Genomic DNA, 23,423 nt, shown 5'->3' on the forward strand with positions numbered 1-23,423 from the left:
ATCTCCTGGAAAACAGGGATCGAAAACCACTCACTCCGAATACAGATAGTACCACAGGGGAGAATTGCCAATTCCACGTCCAACGTCGAAGAGCCAAACATTTTTGGCTGCCGTTTTGGCTGCTGCAACGCTCCGTGGCTCATAACAGGCTCGAAAAGGCGCTGAAATTTTCGCGTCCGTATGCCCGCGTCATTGATCGCTGGCTCCGACCACGTCTGACTATTCTGGTCCGCCGGACCGGAACATACTTCATCGCACTGTTCTGCATCTTCATAGCCGTCGGCTTGCCGGCAATGGAGTTGGTGCCTTTTTTGGCCACAAGTGCCGGGGTTGCACTCACCATACTCGGCCTTTCGCTGGTCGTCCGCGACGGATTTCTGGCGCTGCTTGCCTACATATTCACGGCCGCCACCACTGGCCTGGTTATTTCTCATTTCCTATGAATTCTGCAAACAGCAATTCTACACTGACATTGATACTGGTATACATTGCGGGCGGCCCGAACTGGGCATATACCGAGCTTGGTGCAAAAAAAGTCATTTTGCACCAAGCTTGTTGATAGTTGATGGTTGAATGTTGAATAAAAACAGAATATTATATTATTAGTGTTACGTCCCGCAAAGACGTTTTTTGGACTTTTGCAGTGACATCATCGAATGGTTACGCGCCGAACTTGTCCAGGCGCAGGCCATTGGCCATAAGCAACGGCACGATGGATATGGCGGGGAAACGAGGACCCAGGCCGCCGGCGATGCAGGCTGTTTCCGAAAAGTGACGCACGCCGTCGGGGCGGCAATACGGTGATCCGATCATCAGCGGCACGGGATGCCAACTGTGCGCACGCAGAGCGGATGGTGTGGAATGGTCCCCGGTAATGCAGATGACGTCCGGCTCCAGGTGCAGTATCTCCGGGATTTTTCCATCCACTTCCTCGATCAATGAAACCTTGCGATCAAAATCGCCGTCTTCACCGGCACTGTCCGTAGGCTTGTAGTGGACGAAAAAAAAGTCGTAATCCTTCCAATCGTCCTTCAACATTTGCAGAGAAGCATCAAAATTTTCGCATTCAAGCGCATCCATGCCCACGAGCCTGGCCGCGCCGCGATACATGGGATAGTTGGCCAGTGCGGCCGCCTTGACTCCGTAGGTACCGGCCAAGCCGGGCCAAGCCGGACGCTGGGAAAACCCCCGCAGTAAAACCATGTTCGCGGGGTCTTCTTTCTTGAGCCGTTGCGCTGCCTGTCGCACAAACTCATTCACCATGTGCGCGGTCTTTTCTGAAGCCGCATCGTCTCTCTTTTTGGATTTTGCCTGCAATGGCTCCTTTCCAGTCGCCTGAGGATCGGTGTCCAACACCTCCGCGCCCAGATCCTCACCGCGCAGGACAAGCAGAAAACGGTAGTCCTTGACCGGTTCCAGAAACAGCTCAACGCCTTCAAGTTCAATATCCCGCAACAGTTCCAGCTTTTTCGCGGTGACCTCGGTGCTGATACGCCCGGCGCGGCGATCCGTGACCCGACCTTCCTGATCCACGCTGCAGAAGTTACCGCGAACAGCCACATCTTCGGAGCGCAGGTCAAAATTCACGCCCAGTGCCGCGAGCACTCCACGACCCACTTGGTATTGTTGCGGATTATAGCCAAAAATTGCCAAATGCGCCGGCCCACTGCCCAGGGTTACCCCGTCGGCATACGGCGTGTGCAAGCCGCAAATACAGCGCTGGACCAGGGCATCCATGTTTGGTGTTTTCGCGGCCTCGAGTTCCGTGCCGACGGCATTGCCGCCGGAAAGGCCGCCCAACCCGTCGATGACCAGCAGCACAATTTTTGTGTCCGCCGGCTTGGCCAGTGTTCGAAGTATATTGAAATCAATCTGCATGTGGTCCCTTTCCTTTTACGGTTCATCCGGCCTGAGATAGTTTTCTGAGCGTATTGTATCTACTCAACACATTTTGTGTCCGCCCTTGCTCCGGCAATCGGAGTCGGGGTCGCTATCGGAATCGGAATCGGAACAGGAAATATTATGGACGCTTCCCAGCGTTTTCGATCCCGATAGCGAAGCGCCGATCCCAACTCCGCCCCCGGCAACGGTATTACTCTATGCTGAAGAGATACAGCGTATTTTTGAATAATGAACCGCCCGCATCGTTGAAGCACCCCTGGCTGCGTTCCCACGCTGGAGCGTGGGAACGATAAAGCCGACGTGCGCCAATAACACCGAATCACCCCTTCCTGATTTGCTGATACAGGCGTTCCGCGTCCTCTCGGCGGCATAGCTCGGACCCCGGCGTCATGACCGCCGCTGCGCCGGCGGCCACCCCGAAGCGCAATGCATCCTTGCGAAGCTGTATTTTGCTCCGCAAAGAGGCGTAGCGGAGCAGAATCAGCCCATTTCTCGGGGACTGATGAACCAGGAAGCCAAACTGGTTTTCAAAAAAAAAGGCCATCCCGCGTCACGACGAGGGATGGCCCGTGCTTACCTTGTTCGGTTAATTGTTCCCAGTGACGCTCTCGATGGCCTCATCCACTTCTTCACCCGCCTCCTCGGCCGGACCGGATGGACTCAGAGCGTCGCCGATGCTCTCGGTGGCATCGTCGATCGTTTCTCCAGCCCGTTCCGCCGGGCCGGAGGGATCCACGGTGTCCTGAATGGATTCGACGGCTTCATCAACCTGCTCCCCAGCCTGCTCGGCCGGCCCCTGTTCAGAGCAGGCCAGGAGCAATGCACTCAAGCCCAGCAAAAAACTAAAATACAGCAATTTCTTCAGTAAATACATTGTATATCCTCCATTCAATCGTAAAAAGCTGTGTGCTCCGTCACAATAGATGTTCAATAGACGGCAAGCTTATTTCTTTTCAACATCCCGCTCAAAGCGGGCCTTGGCCGCCGAATACCCTTCCTTCAGCGCGTCCCAGGAAGTCTCGACGCCTTTTTTGAGGTCTTCCCAGGTGGATTCACTGGCCTGCTGCAGCTGTTCCAATTTGCTTTCCAGTTCTGCGCGCTTGGAGCGCAGGGACTCGATTTGTTCCCGGTACTCCACTTCCTTCTCGGCCTTGACCTGCCTGGCCTTGGCCGACAGTTTGTCAATATCAGCGTTCCATTCATCAATCTTTGCTTTGAATTTCTCAACATAGGCTTCTCGATTCTCGGACATGGTCGTTTCCTCCTGGTTGCTGGTAATTGTGAATTGTGCTGCTTGTCTGGCCAACCCGGCCAATCCGGAAGATCAATACCCAACCGAATCCAACCCCTCCCGCAAAACCTGGGCTGATTTGCGCAAGCCCTGCTCCTCGTTTTCGGCCAGGGGATTGGCCAGCACCTGCTCGATGCCTTTTGCGCCCACCACGCACGGTAAAGACAGGCTGACATCCTGCAACCCATACACCCCCTGCATCAAGGTGCCCACGGTGAGCACGCTGTTCTGATTCATCAGCACGGCCTCGGTGATCCGGACCATGGCCAGGCCGATGGCGTAGTAGGTGGCCTGCTTGCGCTTGATCACGTGATAGGCGGCATTCCGCACGTCGTCGTCGATCTCCTGCTTCTTGGCTTCAATGGATTTGCCGCAGGCCTCGCAATAGTCCATCAGCGGAATGCCGGCGATATTTACCCGACTCCAAACCAGCACCTCGCTGTCGCCGTGCTCGCCGATCACATAGCCGTGCACGTTTCGGGCGTCCACGTCGTAATACTCGGACAGCAGATGCCGGAAACGCATGGTGTCCAGGACGGTGCCCGAGCTGATCACCCGCCCCGGAGGCAGCCCGGAAACCTTCAAGGCCACTTGGGTCAGGATGTCCACGGGATTGCTGACCATCAGCAGGATTGCATCGGGGTTGTGCTCTATTATTTTGGGCACAATATCCTCGACGATCTTCACGTTGCGCTTGGCCAGATCCAGACGGGTCTCCCCTTCTTCCTGATTCGCGCCCGCGGCGATAACCACGATATGGGCACCCTTGCACATCTCGTAGCCGCCGGCACGGATGTCGATGGGCTTGGTGAAGGGCAACCCCTGGCTCAAATCCATGGCCTCGCCCTCGGCCCGGGCCGCGGTGCGGTTCACCAGCCCGATCTCCCGAACCAGCCCCTTGATGCACAGGGCATAGGCATAGGACATGCCCACCAGCCCGGTACCGACAATGGTCACCTTGCGGTGTCTGTACAAATTATCCTGCATAGGAACTCCTTGTTTGTTTCACTTTCCCGTCATGATTGAATCTTGCCCCAAAACCGCTCATTCGCTCTCAATTTCCGCCACGCGCTGAATGACCTGCAGTACGCTGTTCGGCTGCAGAGAGATGGAGTCGATGCCGGACCGGACCAGGAAAGCGGCGAACTCCGGATCGTTGCTGGGGGCCTCGCCGCAGATGACCACCGGACTTCCGGCCGTGTGCGCGGCATCGATGAGCATCCGAATCAATCGCTTGATCGATTCCTCGCTTTGATCGAAGAGTTCGGCCAACTGTTCCGCGTCCCGGATGATGCCCAGCACGAGCTGGGTCAGATCGTTGGACCCGATGGAAAAGCCGTTGAACCGTTTCGCGAAGGCCTTGGCCTCCAGAATCGGCCTGCGTGGTCGTGGCAAACCCGTCCGGGACCTGGATGTCCTTTTTTTTCAATTCCCTGATCATCTCGCCCAGCGAGGCGTTCTTGCCCCCCACCGTATCGACGTCCTTCGAACTCAGGTCTTCAAACCAGCTGATGTATTGGGTCTCGGAATTCGTGTCCTGCATGGGATCCTCCGTTGTTGCTGTTCCACCAATGTCGCTTGGTGACGGTATTGCGTCCGTCCGGCCGTCGGGCCGTAGGCCCGTCGATCCGTGGGCATTGGCGCCAGGAAGTTCCCATTATGTGGGTATTGCACGCTCGGAGGATATACGGGAAACCCTGTATTTCGATGGGGGAAACGGTGCACTCTGGAGCATGGCAGTCCGAAGTTTCGCGTTTCCGAGTGGAAAGGCGGGAAGGAGCATGAGGAGTTATACTCGGTTAGACTGAAAGTTTAAATTTAACGCAACTACACATAAATGGTACTGGTACTCGATTGGTACGTTACCGTAAATATTACTGTAATCCTGAAGGGATTCAATCGTAAAGCCGGTGGTTTCAACCACCGAAAAATGGTCTCCCCCAATCATCGAGTCCTGAAGGGACGACATAAGTCTCATGCACCCAAGACGGGACAAATATATCCAGCTGGAAACAGGTTACACCAGCAAATTGCGTTCTCCATGCTCATCCTGTGCGACCATCTGCTTGAAGGAGACAACCGCGTCAGCCTTGGACCAGAGGCCGCAGAAACCCTGAACAGGATCTTCGGCCTGGACTTCCAGCACCACGCTGCCGTCCATGCTTGCCTGGACAGTGCTTCCCTGGACGGCAACGGCCAGTTCGTACCATTGCCCTGTTTCCAGCACGAATTCCGTTTTGGCCAATTCATGACGTGTGCCTCTGACGAAGCGGAATAATGCGGCATTGCCTTTCAGGGCGTCGATCCGAAAAACAAAGTAATTACCGGCATTGGTCAAACCAAAAACCAGCCCGGCGGCCATGTCGATGCACCCGGACTCGCATCTGGCCGTGACCTTGACGGAACCGCTTTCAAGGTGGCTTTCCTTGGCAATGGCCAAGGGAAAATAAGAATACGCCTTGATGGATTCCAGGAAGGAATGGTAGCCCGAGCCCGTGACCTTGCCCAGCAAACAGGCCAAACCAGAGGAAACCGGATCGACGAGCTTGCCGCCGTCCTGACGAAGGATGCGTTCCCCGTCTTCTTCCAGTTGGCTCCAGTGCCCCTCGCGGAGGTAGAAGCCAGGAACGCCGTCTTGTCCGGTTTTGGCCAAGAAGTCGTAGTCTGCGTTGAAAAACATTTCGGTCAAGCGGTCCACGTCCTTTTCGTCTTCCAGGGCCACGTCCAAGAGCCGGCTGCATGCCAGCAAGCGACCCAAATGATCCAGCTTTTCCAGGACCAGAGGTGCGTCGTACCCCTTCAAGGAGGCTGAAAGAAAATCCCCTTTGGTTTCGGTCTGAAAATCGAGTTTTTGAAGGATGTTCGCCAACAGCAGGACTCGCAGCGATTTGCCGTAATACCCGCCGGCCCCGCCGGAAAACTGGAACGTCACGTGGTTGCCCGATCCCTCTTCCGCGCAAAGGACATCCAGGTTGGCGTAATGGAATCCGAACTTGGCATTGAGGTTTAGATAATCCCGGGCCACCAGGGCGTAGCTGTGCTGCTCCCCGCCGCGCTCCATTTCTCCCAGGCCGCCACCGGCCATCAGGCCACCCAGATTGCGCAGATTCAGGTCCACGGAACTGGACCAGTTCAGTCCCGGGTGGGTCAATCCGTGCCAAAGGGCCTGCAAGGGGATGGACCGGACCTGGTCCGGTGAGACGGTGTCGCAGCTTGTAACATCGGAATCCAGGCCACCGCCCAGGTCAATGATCCGAATGCGCAAGGGGATGTCCGTGACCAGTTCCGCGGAAGGGTGTTGCTCATGGTGCGCATCGTCGGACAGGGAAAACATCTCTGTGATGCTCTTTTCATGCAGATAGCGGATCACGTCGTGAATGGTCCGGCAATGGTCCGGGGAGAAGGTTTCGGCCGCTGGATCCGTCAGGTTCAAGGGCGAGATTTTTTCCATGATCGCGCCCAATCGCCGGTGCATCGCCCCCGGCATGGCCTGACGCGAAAAGACCGGGGTTTGGTCAAGCCAGTCCTGGATGCGCCCCGCGTAAACCGTCGTGGTCCCGGCATCCATGGTGATCTCTGTACCCTGGTCGATCCGATGGGTCGCCTCCTTGGCGTCCACGATCGCGGGGATGCCGAACTCCCGGGCCACTGAGGCCAGATGGCTGCCCACCGCGCCCATGTCCGTGATCACCCCCTGAACCACGGACATGTACCGGGCGAGTTCCGGAGAGGTGGTCCGAGCCACCAGAATCACTCCTTCGGGGACATTCCCAGGATCCGCGGAGGTAACCACAAAAGCCTCCCCTGCAGCCAGCCCCGGGGATGCGGTCTTGCCGGCGCTGAGCAGCACCGGATGCTTGGCCGAGTCAATCTCCGACCGTTTCGTCGAAGCCTTTTCCGCCACCTTCAACGGACGAACCTGCAGGATCCGGATGCGGCCCTTCTGGTCAATGGCCCACTCAATGTCTTGGGGGCTCTGGAAATACTCCTCCAGTTGGATGCCATAGCGGGTCAACATTTCAATATGCCGGTCGTCCAATACCGGCGTGTCTTGCCGCTCGGCGGAGACGTCCTCGGTCCGGGTGCCGCCCTGGTCATCCAGAACAAGCATTGTCTGCTTGCGGGCGATGTCGCGACCCACCACGCTGAGTTTGTCTTTTCGGACCCGGTAGACATCCGGACTTTGCTCTCCCCCCACCAGCGCCTCCCCCAGCCCCCAAACCGCGGAGACGGTCAGTTCATCGGGTTTCGCGCCGGAAGGGTCCACGCTGTACAGGACGCCGCTGCCCATGGCGTCCACCATGGGCAGCACCAGCACGGCCATGGGCGTTTCCTCGTCCGTCAAGCCATGCTGCATGCGATACGTCAGGGCCCGGGCACCGTATTTGCTCGCCACGACACGTTGATAGGCTTGCAAGAGCCCGGCCTTGTCCACTCCCAGGACCGAGGTGTACTGTCCGGCAAAGGACACTTCGCCGTCTTCGCCCACCGCGCTGCTGCGCACGGCCACCGGACAGTTCTCCCCATAGCTTTGTTCCAACGCGGCATAGGCCTCGGTGATCGCCTTGTTCAGCTCCTGCGGCATTTCAGCCTGGAGCACGGCTTGCCGGAGCTTTCTACTGGCGCTGTCCACCTCATCCTGGGAATCCGAGCGCAGTTTGTCCAGCTCCTGCTTGAACGTCTCCTGAAGCTCGTTCTCCCGCAGGTAGGTCCGAAACCCCTCGGCCGTGATCACAAAGCCGGGGGGGACCGGCAGGTCCAGTTGACCGGCCATGATCCCCAAATTCGTGGCCTTGGCCCCGACGAAGGTGACCATTTCCGGAGTAATGTCCGTCAACGGCAATACCAATTCTTTCCGGGATTCGGCCATGGGCTGCAACTCGGCCAAAACCTCGGCGCCAATCTTCTCCACCACGCGCTCCAACTTGGCATATCGTTCCCCGCGCAAGATCTGCATGGACGAGGCCATGGCCTTGACCGACTGCAACAGCAGGCCCAGCTTGGTATTGATTTCCGCGGCACTCAGGACCCGGCCGCCATGATAGGCCGTTTCCATCTCGGCCATGGCGTCGAGTGCCGCGTAATTGTTCTCTAAAAAATTCTTGAACTGACTGTATATTTCCGCATAGGGGGACTGTTCGTCCACCAAAAGAAAGCATCGGTTTTTCGCTTCGGATTTGGGCATATTGGCGCCTTTGTTTTTTGAGGTTCAGCACTCACGGCCCCGGTCAAAATGGCAACCATGGTAATCCCGATCTGGGCCGTGGACAAAAACTTGTCCATCTTGTTCTTCAGCAGCAACGCTACGCGGGCCCTGCGACTGCCCTCATCCCCCAATGTCTTGAGCCGCGCCTTGCGCGCCGCCATCAAGGCCATCTCGGACATGGCGAAAAAACCATTGACCAGAATCAGGACAAGAATGAACACGGCTTCGAGAGAAGCGTAGGACACGTGAATCCTCCTATGTTCAGGCTCGATGAATGCTGATTATCGTTCCCACGCTCCAGCGTGGGAACGCAGCAGGGGACGCTCCAGCGTCCCGTCTTGTTCAGCACCAGGGATCAATTCCGACCAGCACCGGCTGCCCGAGGCAGCCATGCGACGACGGTGCAGGCCAAAAAATGGGGCTTTTCCGGCTCCTGGATGACATATCGGCTTCTGGCCATGACTGCTATTATTCGGGACGCTGGAGCGTGGGAACGATCGGATGAATTCACAATAAAAAACAGCAGAGTGGCGGCAACTTGCCGGTCCACTCTGCTGTCGGACGGGTTCAGCTGGCTTTGAGATGCCTGGGAGGTGTCACACGCATGTCATTATTCGTTTGATGTTTCCCCGGTGCCGACGCTCATCCAGACATTCTCCTTGAAAACCGCCTTTTTCATCGGTTCGCCGCAGCAGACCAGCTCTCCGCCACCGGCCTCTTTCACTTCCACGACATTGCCGCACAATTCACACTTGTAGCTTTCTCCGACGCTGGGCATGAAAACCTCCTGGTATTGTTAGATGTTGTGAGACAAAAACACGAAGTGCAGAGTTGCACCAAAGGCTACTCTTCTCGCTTCTTGCTCCGCCCTTCTTCCCGGCCTTCCTGATACCCCTTTTCAAAAGCGGTTTTCGCCCGGGAAAAGCTTGCCTTCCAGACCTCCCACGACGATTCGACGCCCTGCTTGAGTTCTTCCCAGGCGGATTCTCCGGCATTTTGGAGATCGGCAATCATGTCTTCCAACTCTTGGCGCTTTGCCCGCAACTCTTCAAGTTCCTGCTGATACTTGATTTTTGCGTCCGCTTCGGCCTGGTCCGCCTTGGCCGTCAATTTGTCGATATCCGCGTTCCATTCATCAATCTTGGCTTTCAGTTTCTGGATATACGCATCTCTTGTTTCCGACATGATCTGTTGCCTCCTTGTTCAATTCGTCATTTTGGGACCACGGTCCACATTACGCCCCAGCCCTCCAATTCCACGCCACTTTTTTTTCGTTGAGCGGAAGGCGAAACATAGATGATATCCAGTGAATCAGGATCAGTTTTCAGGTCAAAGTTCGTCAGGAACAGCTTGGAACCGAGATTGCCCGTCATGCGCAGGACGCGGCCATCGGTCAAGGGCCAGTCCACGGTCAGCACACTGGACGCCTGGATGTGCCAAGTTGCGGCTTTGGGCTGGATCAGTCCCAGCAGGGGCACGATGCGCTCCTGGCGCAGGGCCAGGAGATCCCGGTAGAAGGTCAGCCATTGGGAGTGCTCCACGGAATAGCGCTCATCCCAGTTCAAAACGGCGCTCAGGGCCGTGGCCGGGTCGTTGGGGTCCGGGATGCGCTCGCGCATGGCAGGGTCGGCGAACTCGGGAAAGGCCGCGAACTCCTTGCGCCGGCCTTCCCGGACCGCGTCGGCCAGATCGCCCTGGAAGTCGCAAAAAAACGGAAAAGGCTGCTCCGAGGCCCACTCCTCGCCCATGTAGAGCATGGGGATCTGCGGGCTGAGCAGGTACATGGCCGTAAGGGCCGTGCGTCTTTCCATCGGGGCCAACCGGGTCAGCCGATCTCCCAGGGCCCGGTTGCCGATCTGGTCGTGGTTCTGGATAAAAGCCACGAAGGCTTCCGGCGGAAGATGAGAGCTGGGCTCACCCCGAACCTGGTCCTCCCGGTGGGGTGAGGGCTTGCCCTGATAGGCGAAGCCCTGGGCCAGGCACCGGCCCAGCCGGTCCAGCACGTTGTCCGCGTAATCCGCATAGTAGCCCTGGGTCTCCTCGGTGCCCAGCACATGGTAGACGTGATGAATGTCATCGTTCCACTGGGCCACGTAGTATTTCGGTTCGCCGTTTTCCGCCCGGTCCAGAAACCGGGCCTGATTGGCGTCGTTTTCCAGGACCAGGTGCACGTGCCGGTCCTTGGGCAGGACTTTGGCCACGGTCTGGGTCAATTCCTCCAGAATATGCACCGGCCCGTCGTCCTGGATGGCATGCACCGCGTCCAGGCGCAGACCGTCAAACCGGTACTCCCGCAGCCAGTACACGGCGTTGGCGATGAAAAAGTCCCGGACCTGGGGCACCGAAAAATCAATGGCCGCGCCCCAAGGCGTCTGGTGGGCATTGGTGAAGAACTGGGGAGCGTAGAGATGCAGGTAGTTTCCTTCCGGGCCGAAATGGTTGTAGACCACGTCCAGAAAAACCATCAGCCCCAGCCCGTGGGCCTCGTCGATCAGACGTCGCAGGTCTTCAGGCGTGCCATAGGCCGAATCCGGGGCAAAGGGCAGAACCCCGTCGTAGCCCCAATTGCGGCGGCCCGGAAAATCAGCCAGGGGCATCAGTTCCACCGCCGTGACGCCCAGGTCCTTGAGATACGGCAAACGAGACCGCACTCCGTCGTAGGTGCCTTCGGTCGTGAACGTGCCCACATGCAATTCATAGAGCACCGTCTCCGTCCAGGGCCGCCCCTTCCAATCCGGATTTTTCCAGGTAAACCCGGCGGTATCCACGACCTGACTCGGTCCGAAAACGTCCTCCGGCTGAAAACGTGAACCCGGGTCCGGAACCAGAGTCTTGTCGTTGATTTTGAAATGATACAGGGAACCGGGCCCGGCCTCTGAATTCAGAACCTCGTGCCAACCGTCCTGAGTTGCCGGCATGGTTACATTTTCCTCCTGATCCTGCCCCACCAGGACTAGGTCCACCTGCTTCGCTTCCGGTGCCCAGAGTCGGAAACGTACGCCGTTGTCTTCGAGAATCGGGCCAAAGGGAATGTGATTATTTGGTACAGTCTGTCTGTTCATATTCGTTTCCCTTGATCTGAGTGAGAATGAAAAGATTGAACCACTGTGCGAACCGTGCACACCATCTAAAGTAGCCCGCAGTTCGCCAAGACGCCAAAGCTATACTTTCCGGACAACGGCCTGCTGAGGATCGTTGACGATGGGCCGTCAGGCTCGCGGGGAATGGTCGACTTCGAGGTTGGGGGTGGAAGAGCCGACGTTTCCGAACAGGAGTTTGGCCAGTTCGGCGACATTGGTCACGCCCTGAGGGGTGTCGGCGCTCCGAGGAGTAAGGATGGGGGAGTAGCCGAGGCGTCGGGCCTGGCGGTCGCGGACGTCCTGGCCCAGAACCGGGCGGACTTGGCCGTTGAGGTCCACCTCACCCCAGAGCACGGCTCGTTCGGGCAAGGGCTTGTCCAGGAAGGACGACAATACGGCGGCCACCACGCCCAGATCCAAGCCGGGATCCTGAAGACGCAGGCCGCCGCCGATTTTGGTATAGATGTCGAACTGGCCCAGGGGCAGGCGCAGGCGCTTTTCCAATACGGCCAAAAGCAGGTGCAGGCGGTTGGCGTCAAAGCCCAAGACGGTCCGGCGAGGCATGGCCAGGAAGCTCTTGGTGGCCAGGGCCTGGACCTCCACGGCAAAGGGCCGATAGCCGTCCAGGGCCATGACCAGAGCCGTGCCGCTCAAGCTTGGGTCCCGGTCGCCCAGGAAATACGTGGAAGGGTCCGGAACCACGGTCAAGCCGCGCTGCTCCATCTGGAACACCAGCAGTTCGTTGCTGGGGCCGAAGCGGTTCTTCTGCACCCGCAGCAACCGGAACATATGTTGGCGATCACCCTCCAGGGAGAGCACTGTGTCCACCATGTGCTCCAGGAGCTTGGGGCCGGCGATGGAGCCGTCCTTGGTCACGTGCCCGACCAGAATCAGACAGCAGTTTAACTGCTTGCAGCTCTCCACCAAGCGGGTGGCCACGGTGCGGACCTGGCTGACGCTGCCGGGCAGACCGTCGGACTCTTCCGTGGACACGGTCTGGACCGAGTCCACGATCAAGAGGGCCGGAGGCGTTCCGGCCTCCAGCATGGCCAGCACGTCTTCGAGCCGGTTGGTGCTCAGGGCGTCCAGACCGGGGACCAGGGCTTCCAACCGCTGGGCCCGGGCCTTGATCTGGCCTAAAGATTCCTCGCCGGAAACATAGACAACCCGCCTGCCGCCCCCGGCCGCCTGGGCGGCCAGTTGCAAAAGCAGCGTGGACTTGCCGATCCCCGGCTCTCCTCCCACCAGCATGGACGCCCCTGGCATCAGCCCGCCGCCCAGAACCTCGTCCAGCCCGGAAAGCCCGGTTGTCCACGCCGAAGCTGGAGCGTCGCCACCTTCGGTCAGACTGACGGGAGAGGAAATGGGCCGGATGTCACGGCGGACCGGAGAGGACTTTGGAGCTTCCTGGAGCGTGTTCCACGCTTTGCAACGCGGGCACTGTCCCTGCCACCTCGGGGACCGGGCCCCGCAGTCGGTACAGATGTGGAGGGCGGGGGGAGTTTTCATCGGGGAGGATGGACGGGGTTATACCGTTCGGTCGACAAATATCCTCCCGTTAGGGTACGGCGGGCCGTGCCCTTAACGGGAGGTATCCGAAAAAAACTACCTCGGCGGATGCTGGGCGCCGACGACTTTCAATCCGTATTCCTGAACGGTATCCGGGGGATTGGGAAAAACAACCATGAACTGAACGTCCATTCCGGGACGAATATTGGTGTTGTTGGTCAGGATGCCGACCCGGGCGCTCAAGGCCGCCTCCAATTCCTGCTCCGAAAGAATTTGGAGCTGAAACAAGGAGACGGAGTTACCGGCCAAAAATTCCTGGCGCTCCACCACCTGTCCGGCGGCGTCGAACAGACTGGCCTCGATGCGGAACAGTTCCATGGGCGCCGGAAAATCGTTGCGGGCCTTGCCCTCAATGACGAACAACTGGCCGATTTTCTCGTTGGTGACAAAATACTGGCGCACATTCTGCAACGAAACCAAGTGCACGTCTTCCGGGCCGAGCACTTCCGGCTCCGCGACGTGCTCGGGCTCGGAGGAACCGAACCAGGACGTAACGGTATCCACGGCTCCTTGAGAATACAGGAACGCCGCCAGGGCGATGATCGCGACCACGAGACCGGCCACGACATAGGTCATGGTCTTGTTTTTCGGCTCTTCCGTGGGCTGGATTTCCACGGAATATCGTTCCTCACCGTCCTTGGTCCGGCCCTTGCCGTCCTCTTCGGGCTCCACCTCGTCCAGCCAGTCGAAGTCTTCCTTCTGGTCCTGGTCCAGGTCATGCTCATGGGCCTGTCCCTGGGTCTGTTCGGACTTGACGTCGAACTCCGCGCCCGGCGGAGCAACGAAAAAGACATGGTCGCAGCGGATGCACCGGACCTTCGATCCATCCGGACCAATAACGGATTCGTTCAAATTGTATTTGGTGTCGCAGTTGGGACATTGGATCAACATCGTTTTTCCCCTCGTGTTCCTCTGATCATTCCGAGTTTTTCACGCGTCGGTTCACATGCACAAAAGGGACCAGCGGGAATATGTTCCGGTCAGACGTCCGCATTCAAGGTATAGACCGCCGGGAGATGACGGTAGCGTTCCGCGTAGTCCAGTCCGTAGCCGATGACAAAGCCCTCGGAAAGCACGAAGCCAGGAAAATCCACGCTCACGTCGACTTCCCGCCGTTCCCGCTTGTCGATCAATGCGCAGACGCGCAGACTTTTCGCACCGCGCATCCGCAACACGTTCAGCAAATACAAGGCGGAGTGGCCGGTATCCACGATGTCGTCCACCACCAACACATGCTTGTCCTGCACGGGAAGTTCCATGTCCTTGGTGAACAGAATCCGCTCTTTGCGCGAAGTCTGCGCACCGTAACTGGCCAAGCGGACAAAATCCACTTCCGGCTCGATGGGCATGGCCCGCACCAAGTCGGCGAAAAAGATGAACGCTCCTTTGAGCACGCAGACCATGATCAATGGCTCGTCGCTGTAATGTTCGGAAATGTTTGCTCCGAGTTCCCGGACTCGTTTGGCAATGGCCTCGGCGTCAATGATTAGTTGCATGGATGTGGTCATGGAGTACTCGGACAAAGTTTAATTTTAAAAGTTTGGAACTGCTCAGCTTCTTCGCAGTATACGCAGCCTGGATAGCATGATTGCTCCGGCAATCGGGGTCGGTATCGGCGCTTCGCTATCGGAGTCAGAATCGAAACAAGAAGAATTGAGAACGCATCCCAGCGTTTTCGATCCCGATACCGATCCCGACTCCGGTAACGGTATTACTCAATGCTGAAGAGTTACCAAAAAAAATTACATATCTATGGCCATGGCGATTTCGTCGCAGTCCGGGAACTTGGGACAGTGCAGGCAATCGGCCCAGACCTTCTGGGGCAGATTGTCCTTGCTGACCACCTGAAATCCGATCCGTTCGAAAAAAGTCGCTTGATAAGTCAGTGTGAACACTCGATAAATACCCAAGGTGATGGCGTCGCTCAGACACGCTTCCACCAGTCGGCGCCCCCAGCCCTGTCCTCGGCACTCCGAAGCCACGGCCAGGGAGCGGACTTCGGCCAAATCCTCCCAGGCGATGCTCAAGGCGCAGCATCCGAGAATCGCCCCGCCCTGGCTCGGGGCCAGGACGAAAAAGTCCCGCAGGTGGCTGTAGAGTTGATTGTAGGAGCGCGGCAACAACAGGCCCTGCTTGGAACAGTCCATCAACAAGCCGTGGATGGTGCGGACGTCCTGAATCCGGGCCTTACGGATGTAAATCGCGGAGGGTTCGGTCATGGGGTGATTAAGCGGCCAACGTCCTGGCACAGTGTTTCGGGGGATGTCAGGCCTTCCTCGACGATCACCAATGCTCCGGCGGCGTCGTAGACATGCAACAAGGGGATGGCCCCTACGCCCAGTTCGGCGCCCAGGCCGTCTTCAGCCAGGAATATTGGATAGTTCAATTGATTGACCTTCAGAAAACTGCGCAGGGTTGCGGGGTTGAAGTCCAGGGAAATACCGAGCATGGCCACCTCTTCCTCGGAAAAACTGTCTCGGCATGCCATCAGCGCCGGCAGCTTTTTGCGACACGGCCCGCACCAAGTGGCCCAAAAATCCACGACCACCACCTTGCCTCTCTGCTCACGCAAAAAATCGAAAAACCCCTGAACGTCCATTACCGGCAAATCATCGGTCCTCTCGGCTTCATTGGCCCAGCAGGCCCGAAACGGAGTCGAAGCGACCAAGGCCAGCAACAGGAGCGCGGGAAGTAGCATTTTTTTCATGTCCATCTCCCTTGTGCCGGAACAACGAAGAGCGGCGATCAAGAAGCCTCGGCCCGGCTCCGGGCATCCTCTCCAAGCAATCTCGCGGCCAGGCGAACCGCGGCCACGGCGTCCGGGGCGTACCCGTCCGCGCCGATGGATTGCGCGAAGTGCTCCGTGACCACGGCCCCGCCCACCATGACCTTGGTGGAGAGGCCGAGTTCCTTGACCATCCGGACCGTGTCTTCCATGCGGACCATGGTCGTGGTCATCAGCGCGGACAAGCCGATCAGACCGGCCTGTTTGTCCTGGGCTGCCCGGACGATGGTCTCGGCAGGCACGTCTTTGCCCAGGTCGTGCACCTCGAATCCCATGTTGCGCAGCATCAGGCAGACGATGTTCTTGCCGATGTCGTGAATGTCCCCTTCCACCGTGGCCATGATGATCCGGGCCCGTTGCGCGTCTCCGGCACTCTCTCGGAGCAGGGGCGTCAACCGGTCAAAGGCCCGCTGCATGGTCTCCGCGGAAAGAATCAATTGGGGCAGAAAGAACTCTCGGGTTTCATACCGTCGCCCCACTTCCATGATCGCCGGGATCAGTTCCTCGTCCAACAAGGTGCCAGGCTGGGCCCCGTCTTGCAACGCCGTTTCCAGGAGAGCAAGGATCCGGTCCTTGTCGCCCTGGATCACCGCTTCCCCGAGAGTCAGTGCGGGCTTGGCCGTGGAGCCGCCCTGGCCGGTGGTCGCGGAGCCCGCGGACCCGGCTCCCCCGGCGCTCCAGTCGGCATAGCCTCCGACAAAGTTCTTGGCCTGGGCGTCCCGGGCCAGCAGGACTTCCCCGGCGGCCAAAGTTTCCTGTACTCGCCGCGCCCCAGGATGGGCAATGACCGCGCAGAGGCCTTGGGCCATGGCCATGGCCAAAAACGTGCTGTTCAGCAGCTCCCGGGCCGGCAGGCCGAAGGAGATGTTGGACAGGCCGATCACCGTGGGCAGGCTCCATTCTTCCCGACAAGCCCGGATGGTCCGCAGACAGTGCTTCGCGGACTCCGGCTTGGAGGAGACCGTCAGGGCCAGGGCGTCCACCATGATCAGACGCCGGGGAATCCCGAGGTCTTCGGCCCGGCGCAGCAGATTTTCAATGATCTTCAGTCGCTGGGACGCGGTTTCAGGCAGGTCGCTTCCGGCCAGGGGCAAAAGGATGAACGGCGCGCCATAGGTCCGGCACAGCGGCCCCAACACTTCCATCCGGCCGCTTTCTCCGCTGATGGAATTCACCAGGGGGGACCCCGGATACTGGCGCAAGGCCGCTTCGATGGCTTCCGGCTTACTGGAGTCGATGCTCAAGGGCGTGGGAAAACGGGCGGTCAGGGTGGAAACGAGGTCCGGCAGCAGAACGGTCTCGTCCACCATGGGCGCGCCGACGTTGACGTCCAGCACTCCGGCCCCCTGGGCGATCTGTTGCCCGGCCATGTCCAGGGCCAGAGCATGTTCTCCGGCCTGAAACTGGGCGGTCAACTGCTTCTTGCCCGTGGGATTGATCCGCTCGCCGATGATCACCAACGGCTCCCGAGGCCCGATACAAACCGAGACGGCCCTGGAGGTCAGGATCAGATCCGGTCCTCCGGTCACATTGCGGGCCTCGAGCGCAGCGACGTCCACGTCCCGCAAAGCCTGGGCCATGGCTCGAATATGGTCCGGACTGGTGCCGCAACAGCCTCCCACGCCCTGGACGCCCAAAGCCGGAAAACGAAGCATCCGTTCGGCAAAGGGGTGGGGTTGCAGCGGAAACACCGTCTTTCCGTTCTCCAGCACCGGCAATCCGGCGTTGGGCTGGACCAAAAGCGGCGTGGTCGCCCGGGGCAGCATGGCCCGGATGATTTCCTCCAGGCCCTCGGGACCGAGGCTGCAATTGGTCCCGATCAGGTCCACCCCGAGGTTTTGCATGGTGTCCAGAAAGGTCAGCGGCGAAGTACCGGTCAAGCTGGAACCGGATTCAAAGGTCATGGAAACGGCCACGGGAAGATCGCAAACCCGGCGGGCCGCCACCACGGCCGCCCGGATCTCACCCAGGTCGAACTGGGTCTCGATCTGAATCAGGTCCGCGCCGCCCTGGGCCAGTCCGGCGATCTGTTCCGCGAAGGCGTCCACCAGCTCCGAAAAATCGACCTTGCCCAACGGCGCCAGCAGTTCACCGGTGGGGCCGACGCTGCCGGCCACGAACCCCTTGTCTCCCGCGGCGCTCCGGGCCGTTTCGGCCATCTTGCGGTTGAAGGAGCGCGGGTCGAGACCGGAAGGCAGTTTGAACCGGGTCCCGCCGAAGGTGTTCGTGGTCAAAAACATTGCCCCGGCGTTCAGATAATCCTCATGAATCCGAGCAATCACCTCTGGATTGCGGTCTCCGAACTCTTCCGGCGATTGGCCGGGTTGCAGCCCACGGGCCTGAAGCTGCGTCCCCATGGCCCCATCGAACAGGAGTATTTTTCCGGATTGAATCAGCGATCTGACCTTTTGGCTCATTATGGTTTCGCTCCGACTTCGACTAGTAAGGATATACGTATATCGGGGCCACGCGGGATTTTCCACGACTCGGTGAAGCCTCGCATTATCGAGACGTTACCCCGAAAAAGGAACGCTTACTGAAAAACATTGAAAAGGACAAATAAAAAATATAGGATCACCGATCATGACCCTGGGACCCAAGCCACCGGAACCCTTCGTTTCACCCGCCGCGGTTCACCCGCACCCGATGCGCTCCCACCCGAACGGACCGAGCAACCGGATACTTCCCGCATGAAGCAAAAGACTCGAGTCGCCGCAACCGCGACTGCTTCCAAAGGTTCATCCCGACTGAAGCAGGGTTTCCATCATGCCGAACCTTCGGACGATTTGGCGGACGATTTGGCGACCGACGTGACCGACGACATGTCCGAAGACGCGGTTGATCCCGAAGTCGAACTGGATATCGAATCCGATATTCAACCCGAGACACCACCCAAGGGGAGGTTTGAGGGTGAAAAAGACGCCGTTCTTGACGTCCCCGATATCGCTGACGCCCCAGGGCCCATCGACCTTTCCCTGACGCCCTCCTCCCCGGCGATCCGGGACTCAATGCAGCTCTATCTGCGGGAAGTGAACCGGTTTCCGATGCTCAAGCCGGATGAAGAGTTCACCCTGATCCGCCAATACCGGGAGCAAAACGACACCAAGGCCGCGTTTCGGCTGATCTCTTCCCACCTGCGTCTCGTGGTCCGCATTGCCATGGACTTTCAACGCAGCTGGATGCAAAACATCCTGGACCTGATCCAGGAAGGCAACGTCGGCCTGATGAAGGCCGTGCAGAAGTTCGACCCGGAACGGGGCATCAAGTTTTCCTACTACGCTTCATTCTGGATCAAAGCCTACATTCTCAAGTTCATCATGGACAACTGGCGCATGGTCAAGGTCGGCACGACCCAGACCCAGCGCAAGCTCTTCTACAACCTTGGCAAGGAGCGCCAACGCCTGCTCAATCAGGGTTTCGACGCCAGCACGGCTTCCCTGTCCAAGAGCCTCAACGTCAGCGAACAGGACATCACGGAGATGGACCAGCGGCTGGGCAGTTCGGACATGTCCCTGGACGCCCCGTTTTCCGAAGACACCAGCATGACCCGCATGGACATGCTGCCCGCGCTGAGCACGCCCGTGGACGACCTCCTGGCCGAAGAGCAAATGGTCGTCCTGCTCAAAAAACAAATCCAGAAGATGATGCCCGAACTCAACGACAAGGAACGGGACGTCCTGGAGCAGCGCCTGATGAACGAGGAGCCCGTGACGCTTCGCGAGATCGGAGAGAAATATAATATCACCCGTGAACGGGTCCGCCAGATCGAGGCCCGTTTAATCGAAAAAATCAGGGATAATTTCTCACATAACCTGGCAACCGCGACCGATAAAGGAACGGAAGACCATGTTGAAAGAACTTGAGTTGGTGAAACAGGAGGCCAAAAGCTTGGCCGGGGTTCAACCTCCGCCGCGTTTTTACGACCGGTTCGCGCCGGAATTGGCCTTTTCCAAGGAATTGTTTTTCGATCACCCCCTGGTCGTCCGATGCTGCGAGGACGTTCTACCGTTTCTCGCCGACGACTACGGCCACGGAATCGAACATGCCAAAAAGGTCGCCGTGGAATCCGGGGCCATTGCCCTGGCCGAGGCCCGGGCCTGGGGCATGGACCAGGCCAGGCATCTGTGTCTTTTGGCGCAGTTAAGTGGATTGCAGCACGACATCTGCCGCCTGGAGCCGGAGCACGCGCTCCGGGGAGCCGAACTCTCCTTTCAAATTTTGGCCGACTTCCCCTTGACGGATAGGGACAAGGAGATGATCGCCTTCGCCATCCGCAACCATGAGGCCTTCCGCCCGATGGAAACCTCATTCGATCATTTAGAAGAACTGCTGGCATCCTGCTTGTACGACGCGGACAAATTTCGTTGGGGACCGGACAACTTCGGCACCACGCTCTGGGAAATCTGCGATTACGAGGAATGGTGTCTGCGCGAGATCCTGGCCAAATTTCCGGAGGGCGTCGAACGCATCCGCTCCATCGCGAACACGTTCCGCACCGAAGTCGGAAAGACGTTCGGCCCGGAATTCATCGACCTGGGCCTCAATCTCGGCAATCGACTGTACACGCTTTTGCAACGGCATTGCCCATCCCAGAATCAGGCAATGTCCACGAGAAACTGATCAGCGCGCCCATTCGGATCAAGCGCGCCCTTTACGGGCCGTCGCGCTCCGATCAACTTCGTCAATCGCTCCGTAACTAAGGATTTATCTCCGTGACCGCCCATTCGCCGCTGAAGTGTCTTTTTTTGCTGTTCGGCCTGGCCTTCGCCTTTTCCATGGCCGCATGCGCCCCGAAGGTTACATTCACTCCGGAACCGTTCCCGGCCGCGACCATCGCCGACCCGGAGCATGAACTGACGCCCTCGGCCCAGGCCGTGCTGGCCTACCTGGAAGCCCAGGACCTGGCCCGTACGGACGACCAGGAAGGCGCCCGTGAAGCCTTGGCCCTGGCCTTGGCCCTGGACCCTTCGCCCTTTTTGGCAATGGAACTGGCCAACTCCTACTGGCGGGAAGGCCGAAACGCTGAAGCCAGGACGGTTTTGCGCCGCTCCATGGAATCGTTTCCTGAAGACCAAACCCTCCCCTCCGCCCTGGTCAACACCTACCTTGCCGACGACATGGTGGAGGAGGCCATCGCGACCATGGACGAATACCTGCGACGCCACCCTCGGGATTGGGCCATGCGCCGGAACATGGCCGCCCTGCTCTTGCAGTATTCCCGCTTTTCCCAAGCCGCGGACGTGCTCCAGGTCATCCCCGAATCGGAACGGACGGCCGAGGTGTTGTTGTTGCTGGCCAGAAGCAACTCCGGGCTCGGGTTGGTCCGCCAGACGGAAGAGTTTCTCAAGAAGGCCCTGGAGCAAGACTCGAATTTCCTGGAGGCCATGGCCGAACTGGCCTTTTTGTATGAAAGCGAAGGCGACTTGGTTCAAGCCGAGGAAACCTACAGTCGCATTCTCGACCTCCGCCCGGACGCGGACGAAATCCTGCTGCGCATGATCCAGGTCAACATCAAGCTGAACCAACCGGACAAGGCGCTTTCCTTCGCCCTGGGGCAGGAGGGACGGGAAAGCTTCATCCTGGAAGTCGCATTGCTCTTCATCCGCGAAAACCTCTTCCAGGAAGCCGGTGCCGTGCTCGACGCCCTGCCCGAAGAGGACGGTTTGCCGGAGGCCGACTTTTACCGCGCGTTGGTCGCTTACGAAGGGGACAATGACCCGGAACAAGCCCTGTTTTACCTGGGCAGGATTCCGGAAGACCATCCGCACTACGCCCGGGCTCTGAGCTTTCAGGGTTATTTGCTGCTGCAACTGGATCGCCACGAGGACGCCCGGCAACTGGCCCGGGAAGGGCAAGACCTGTTTTCGAACATGAGTGATTTTCTGCTGCTGGAGGCCGAAATTCTGTTGGGTGAGGACGAAATCTCCCAGGCCTCAAGCCTGCTGGAGATCGCTCGCCAAAAGTGGCCCGGAGACACCGACGTGCTCTATCGCTTGGGTTTTCTTCAGGAACAGATGGGCCGACGCCAGGAGGCCCTGCGGACCATGGAGGAGATCATCGTCCTGGATCCGGACCATGCCGAGGCCCTGAATTTCATCGGCTACACCCTGGCCCAGGAAGAGCGCGAACTGGAACGGGCCCTGGTGCTCATCGAACGTTCTCTGCAACTCAAGCCCGGCAGCGGCCACATCATCGACTCCCTGGCCTGGGTGCACTTCCAGCTGGGCAATCTGGATCTGGCCTGGCGGCACATTCAGTCCGCGGTGGAAATCATGGCCGACGATCCGATCATCTGGGAACACTACGGCGACATCGCCGCAGCCCTCGGAAAAACCGCCGAAGCCCGCAAGGGCTACCGCAACGCCCTGCGCCACCACCCCCAAGATCCTGACGCGATACGGCAAAAGTTGAACGCGCTTTGAGAGTCGATCCGGATCGTCATATCCGAGAGGGGCACCCCTCATGATTCCTGTCGTGCGCGTCGTTTCGTGGATTCGGGCACGCCTGCTTCCGGCGTCGGCCGCTTGCGCCGGAACGACTCAAAAAATTGTGGGTATCTACTCAGCACATTTTGTGTCCGCCCTTGCTCCGGCAATCGGAGTCGGGGTCGCTATCGGAATCGGAATCGGAACAGGAAAAATTTTGAACGCTTCCCAGCGTTGTCGATCCCGATCCCGACTCCGATACCGACTCCGGCAACGGTAGTACTCTATGCTGAATAGTTACAAATTGCCTTGGGTCCTGCTCACCGTCTGCGCCCTGCTGAGCGCTTGCGGACCGAAGCCGTTGCCGCCCGGATATGACGACCCGGACCGAGCCTCGGTCGTCTGGTCGCTGTTCCAAGCGTCGTTCGTTCAGGACTGTCACCCCGAGGATTTCTCCCTGCGGGCCAGCGTCAACTTCTCCGCTCCGGACCGACACTCCCGATTCATTGTTTCCATGTGGGGTCGGACGGACTTTCCCATCCGCTTGGACGTTCAGGCCGGCGTGGGCGCCATGCTGGCCCACTGGCGGGAGGACCGCGGCGGATGGCTCGGATATCTTCCCGCTTCCAGGGAGGCCTACGTCGCGAAGACGGTCCAGGAAGGCGCGCGGACCACGGGGCTGTTCATGCCGGTGCGCCTGGACGCCCTGGCTCAGATCTTTCTCGGATGTTGGCAAACTCTCGTTCCCTCGGAATACGAGGCCGTCCGCCTGGTCGACGATATGCTGGAATTCCACGTGACCGGGCATTTCACGCCCCTGATCCTGGTTCTGGCGTTCGACGGGCGGCCAGCGTCCGTACGCGGTCCGGACCACGGCGGCTGGACCGTGTCCGTGGACCAGTGGGAAAGCGACACTCCTTCCAGGCCGCGCCGCGTCAGCCTGGTCCAGGGAGATCAGTCCGCGGTGATCCGCGTCCAGCGCCTGGAAACGGCCGTTGAGCCGTGGCGGGCCGAAGACTTGCGACTGGACGTGCCCCCCGGTTCCACCGTATGGACCGTCCCAAATTGAGCCGAACGGACTGAGCCGAACGGGTTGAGCCAGGCCGCGGCCTTCCGGTCGCTTCACGACCTTCAAGGAAAACAAAAGCATATCCACATGGAGAGC

General features: G+C 58.9%; 21 protein-coding genes and 2 pseudogenes. 5 read left to right on the top strand and 18 right to left on the bottom strand.

The features are described 5' to 3' along the window. A partial coding sequence (locus AC559A_RS08800) for an exopolysaccharide biosynthesis protein (RefSeq protein ID WP_498817530.1) occupies positions 1 to 443 on the top strand: 443 nt, incomplete at its 5' end. A gap of 217 nt (positions 444 to 660) precedes the next feature. Here the strand turns inward: AC559A_RS08800 and AC559A_RS08805 are convergent. The 18 genes and pseudogenes from AC559A_RS08805 to AC559A_RS08890 all read right to left on the bottom strand — a co-directional run bounded on the left by AC559A_RS08805 (position 661) and on the right by AC559A_RS08890 (position 18,250). Then, the gene (locus tag AC559A_RS08805; protein WP_498817532.1) at positions 661 to 1,878 is read right to left on the bottom strand and encodes a 2,3-bisphosphoglycerate-independent phosphoglycerate mutase; all 1,218 of its coding nucleotides are present in this window, start codon (positions 1,876 to 1,878) and stop codon (positions 661 to 663) included. Between the two features lie 343 nt (positions 1,879 to 2,221). Continuing rightward, positions 2,222 to 2,446: a hypothetical protein gene (locus tag AC559A_RS08810; protein ID WP_498817534.1), complete on the bottom strand. Its 225-nt coding sequence runs from the start codon at positions 2,444 to 2,446 to the stop codon at positions 2,222 to 2,224. Between the two features lie 42 nt (positions 2,447 to 2,488). Beyond that, entirely contained in the window at positions 2,489 to 2,776 is a 288-nt protein-coding gene (locus AC559A_RS08815; RefSeq protein WP_498817535.1) for a hypothetical protein, read from the bottom strand. 69 nt (positions 2,777 to 2,845) lie between these two features. Next, on the bottom strand, positions 2,846 to 3,154 hold the full coding sequence (locus AC559A_RS08820) for a sll1863 family stress response protein (RefSeq protein ID WP_498817537.1): 309 nt from the start codon (positions 3,152 to 3,154) through the stop codon (positions 2,846 to 2,848). Positions 3,155 to 3,226: 72 nt separating this feature from the next. Next, entirely contained in the window at positions 3,227 to 4,180 is a 954-nt protein-coding gene (locus tag AC559A_RS08825; RefSeq protein ID WP_498817539.1) for an L-lactate dehydrogenase, read from the bottom strand. A 57-nt stretch (positions 4,181 to 4,237) separates the two neighbouring features. Beyond that, the gene (locus AC559A_RS08830) at positions 4,238 to 4,588 is read right to left on the bottom strand and encodes a putative PEP-binding protein (protein WP_498817541.1); all 351 of its coding nucleotides are present in this window, start codon (positions 4,586 to 4,588) and stop codon (positions 4,238 to 4,240) included. Then, positions 4,560 to 4,736 (bottom strand): annotated as a pseudogene (locus AC559A_RS08835) (PEP/pyruvate-binding domain-containing protein); the annotation flags it as partial. The gene AC559A_RS08830 and the pseudogene AC559A_RS08835, both read right to left, overlap by 29 nt. 474 nt (positions 4,737 to 5,210) lie before the next feature. Further along, positions 5,211 to 8,378, bottom strand: coding sequence for a PEP/pyruvate-binding domain-containing protein (locus AC559A_RS08840; protein WP_498817543.1), 3,168 nt, complete (start codon positions 8,376 to 8,378; stop codon positions 5,211 to 5,213). Beyond that, a complete protein-coding gene (locus tag AC559A_RS08845) occupies positions 8,285 to 8,644 on the bottom strand; it encodes a CNNM domain-containing protein (protein WP_498817545.1) in 360 nt (119 codons plus the stop codon). The genes AC559A_RS08840 and AC559A_RS08845 overlap by 94 nt, the downstream gene beginning before the upstream one ends. 428 nt (positions 8,645 to 9,072) lie before the next feature. Further along, positions 9,073 to 9,177: pseudogene (locus tag AC559A_RS08850) on the bottom strand (desulfoferrodoxin FeS4 iron-binding domain-containing protein); the annotation flags it as partial. A gap of 65 nt (positions 9,178 to 9,242) precedes the next feature. Beyond that, positions 9,243 to 9,584 carry a sll1863 family stress response protein gene (locus tag AC559A_RS08855; RefSeq protein ID WP_498817546.1) on the bottom strand — a complete coding sequence of 114 codons (342 nt, stop codon included), beginning with the start codon at positions 9,582 to 9,584 and terminating at the stop codon, positions 9,243 to 9,245. A 26-nt stretch (positions 9,585 to 9,610) separates the two neighbouring features. Beyond that, a complete protein-coding gene (gene treZ / locus AC559A_RS08860) occupies positions 9,611 to 11,461 on the bottom strand; it encodes a malto-oligosyltrehalose trehalohydrolase (protein ID WP_498817548.1) in 1,851 nt (616 codons plus the stop codon). 147 nt (positions 11,462 to 11,608) lie between these two features. After that, positions 11,609 to 12,988: a DNA repair protein RadA gene (gene radA, locus AC559A_RS08865; protein ID WP_498817550.1), complete on the bottom strand. Its 1,380-nt coding sequence runs from the start codon at positions 12,986 to 12,988 to the stop codon at positions 11,609 to 11,611. A 96-nt stretch (positions 12,989 to 13,084) separates the two neighbouring features. Then, positions 13,085 to 13,939: a DUF3426 domain-containing protein gene (locus tag AC559A_RS08870; RefSeq protein ID WP_498817552.1), complete on the bottom strand. Its 855-nt coding sequence runs from the start codon at positions 13,937 to 13,939 to the stop codon at positions 13,085 to 13,087. Between the two features lie 89 nt (positions 13,940 to 14,028). Further along, a complete protein-coding gene (gene hpt / locus AC559A_RS08875; RefSeq protein ID WP_498817554.1) occupies positions 14,029 to 14,556 on the bottom strand; it encodes a hypoxanthine phosphoribosyltransferase in 528 nt (175 codons plus the stop codon). A 234-nt stretch (positions 14,557 to 14,790) separates the two neighbouring features. Then, positions 14,791 to 15,267 (bottom strand): N-acetyltransferase, encoded by a 477-nt coding sequence (locus tag AC559A_RS08880; protein ID WP_028571569.1) that lies wholly within the window; start codon positions 15,265 to 15,267, stop codon positions 14,791 to 14,793. Continuing rightward, a complete protein-coding gene (locus AC559A_RS08885) occupies positions 15,264 to 15,755 on the bottom strand; it encodes a TlpA disulfide reductase family protein (RefSeq protein WP_498817556.1) in 492 nt (163 codons plus the stop codon). Before AC559A_RS08885 ends, AC559A_RS08880 begins: the two co-directional genes overlap by 4 nt. A 38-nt stretch (positions 15,756 to 15,793) precedes the next feature. Further along, positions 15,794 to 18,250: a homocysteine S-methyltransferase family protein gene (locus AC559A_RS08890; protein WP_498817558.1), complete on the bottom strand. Its 2,457-nt coding sequence runs from the start codon at positions 18,248 to 18,250 to the stop codon at positions 15,794 to 15,796. A gap of 273 nt (positions 18,251 to 18,523) precedes the next feature. Between AC559A_RS08890 and AC559A_RS08895 the strand changes: the two genes are divergently transcribed. The 4 genes from AC559A_RS08895 (at position 18,524) to AC559A_RS08910 (ending at position 23,327) form a co-directional block, all read left to right on the top strand. Next, complete coding sequence (locus AC559A_RS08895) at positions 18,524 to 19,696, top strand: sigma-70 family RNA polymerase sigma factor (protein WP_498817560.1); 1,173 nt, start codon at positions 18,524 to 18,526, stop codon at positions 19,694 to 19,696. After that, positions 19,680 to 20,453, top strand: a complete 774-nt coding sequence (locus AC559A_RS08900; RefSeq protein ID WP_035261365.1) for an HD domain-containing protein — start codon at positions 19,680 to 19,682, stop codon at positions 20,451 to 20,453. Before AC559A_RS08895 ends, AC559A_RS08900 begins: the two co-directional genes overlap by 17 nt. Before the next feature lie 92 nt (positions 20,454 to 20,545). Then, positions 20,546 to 22,255 carry a tetratricopeptide repeat protein gene (locus AC559A_RS08905; protein ID WP_498817562.1) on the top strand — a complete coding sequence of 570 codons (1,710 nt, stop codon included), beginning with the start codon at positions 20,546 to 20,548 and terminating at the stop codon, positions 22,253 to 22,255. A 289-nt stretch (positions 22,256 to 22,544) separates the two neighbouring features. Next, positions 22,545 to 23,327 (top strand): hypothetical protein, encoded by a 783-nt coding sequence (locus tag AC559A_RS08910; protein WP_498817564.1) that lies wholly within the window; start codon positions 22,545 to 22,547, stop codon positions 23,325 to 23,327. Positions 23,328 to 23,423: the final 96 nt, after the last annotated feature.

Source organism: Desulfonatronum zhilinae (genome assembly GCF_900182865.1).
In the GTDB taxonomy this organism is placed as follows: domain Bacteria; phylum Desulfobacterota; class Desulfovibrionia; order Desulfovibrionales; family Desulfonatronaceae; genus Desulfonatronum; species Desulfonatronum lacustre.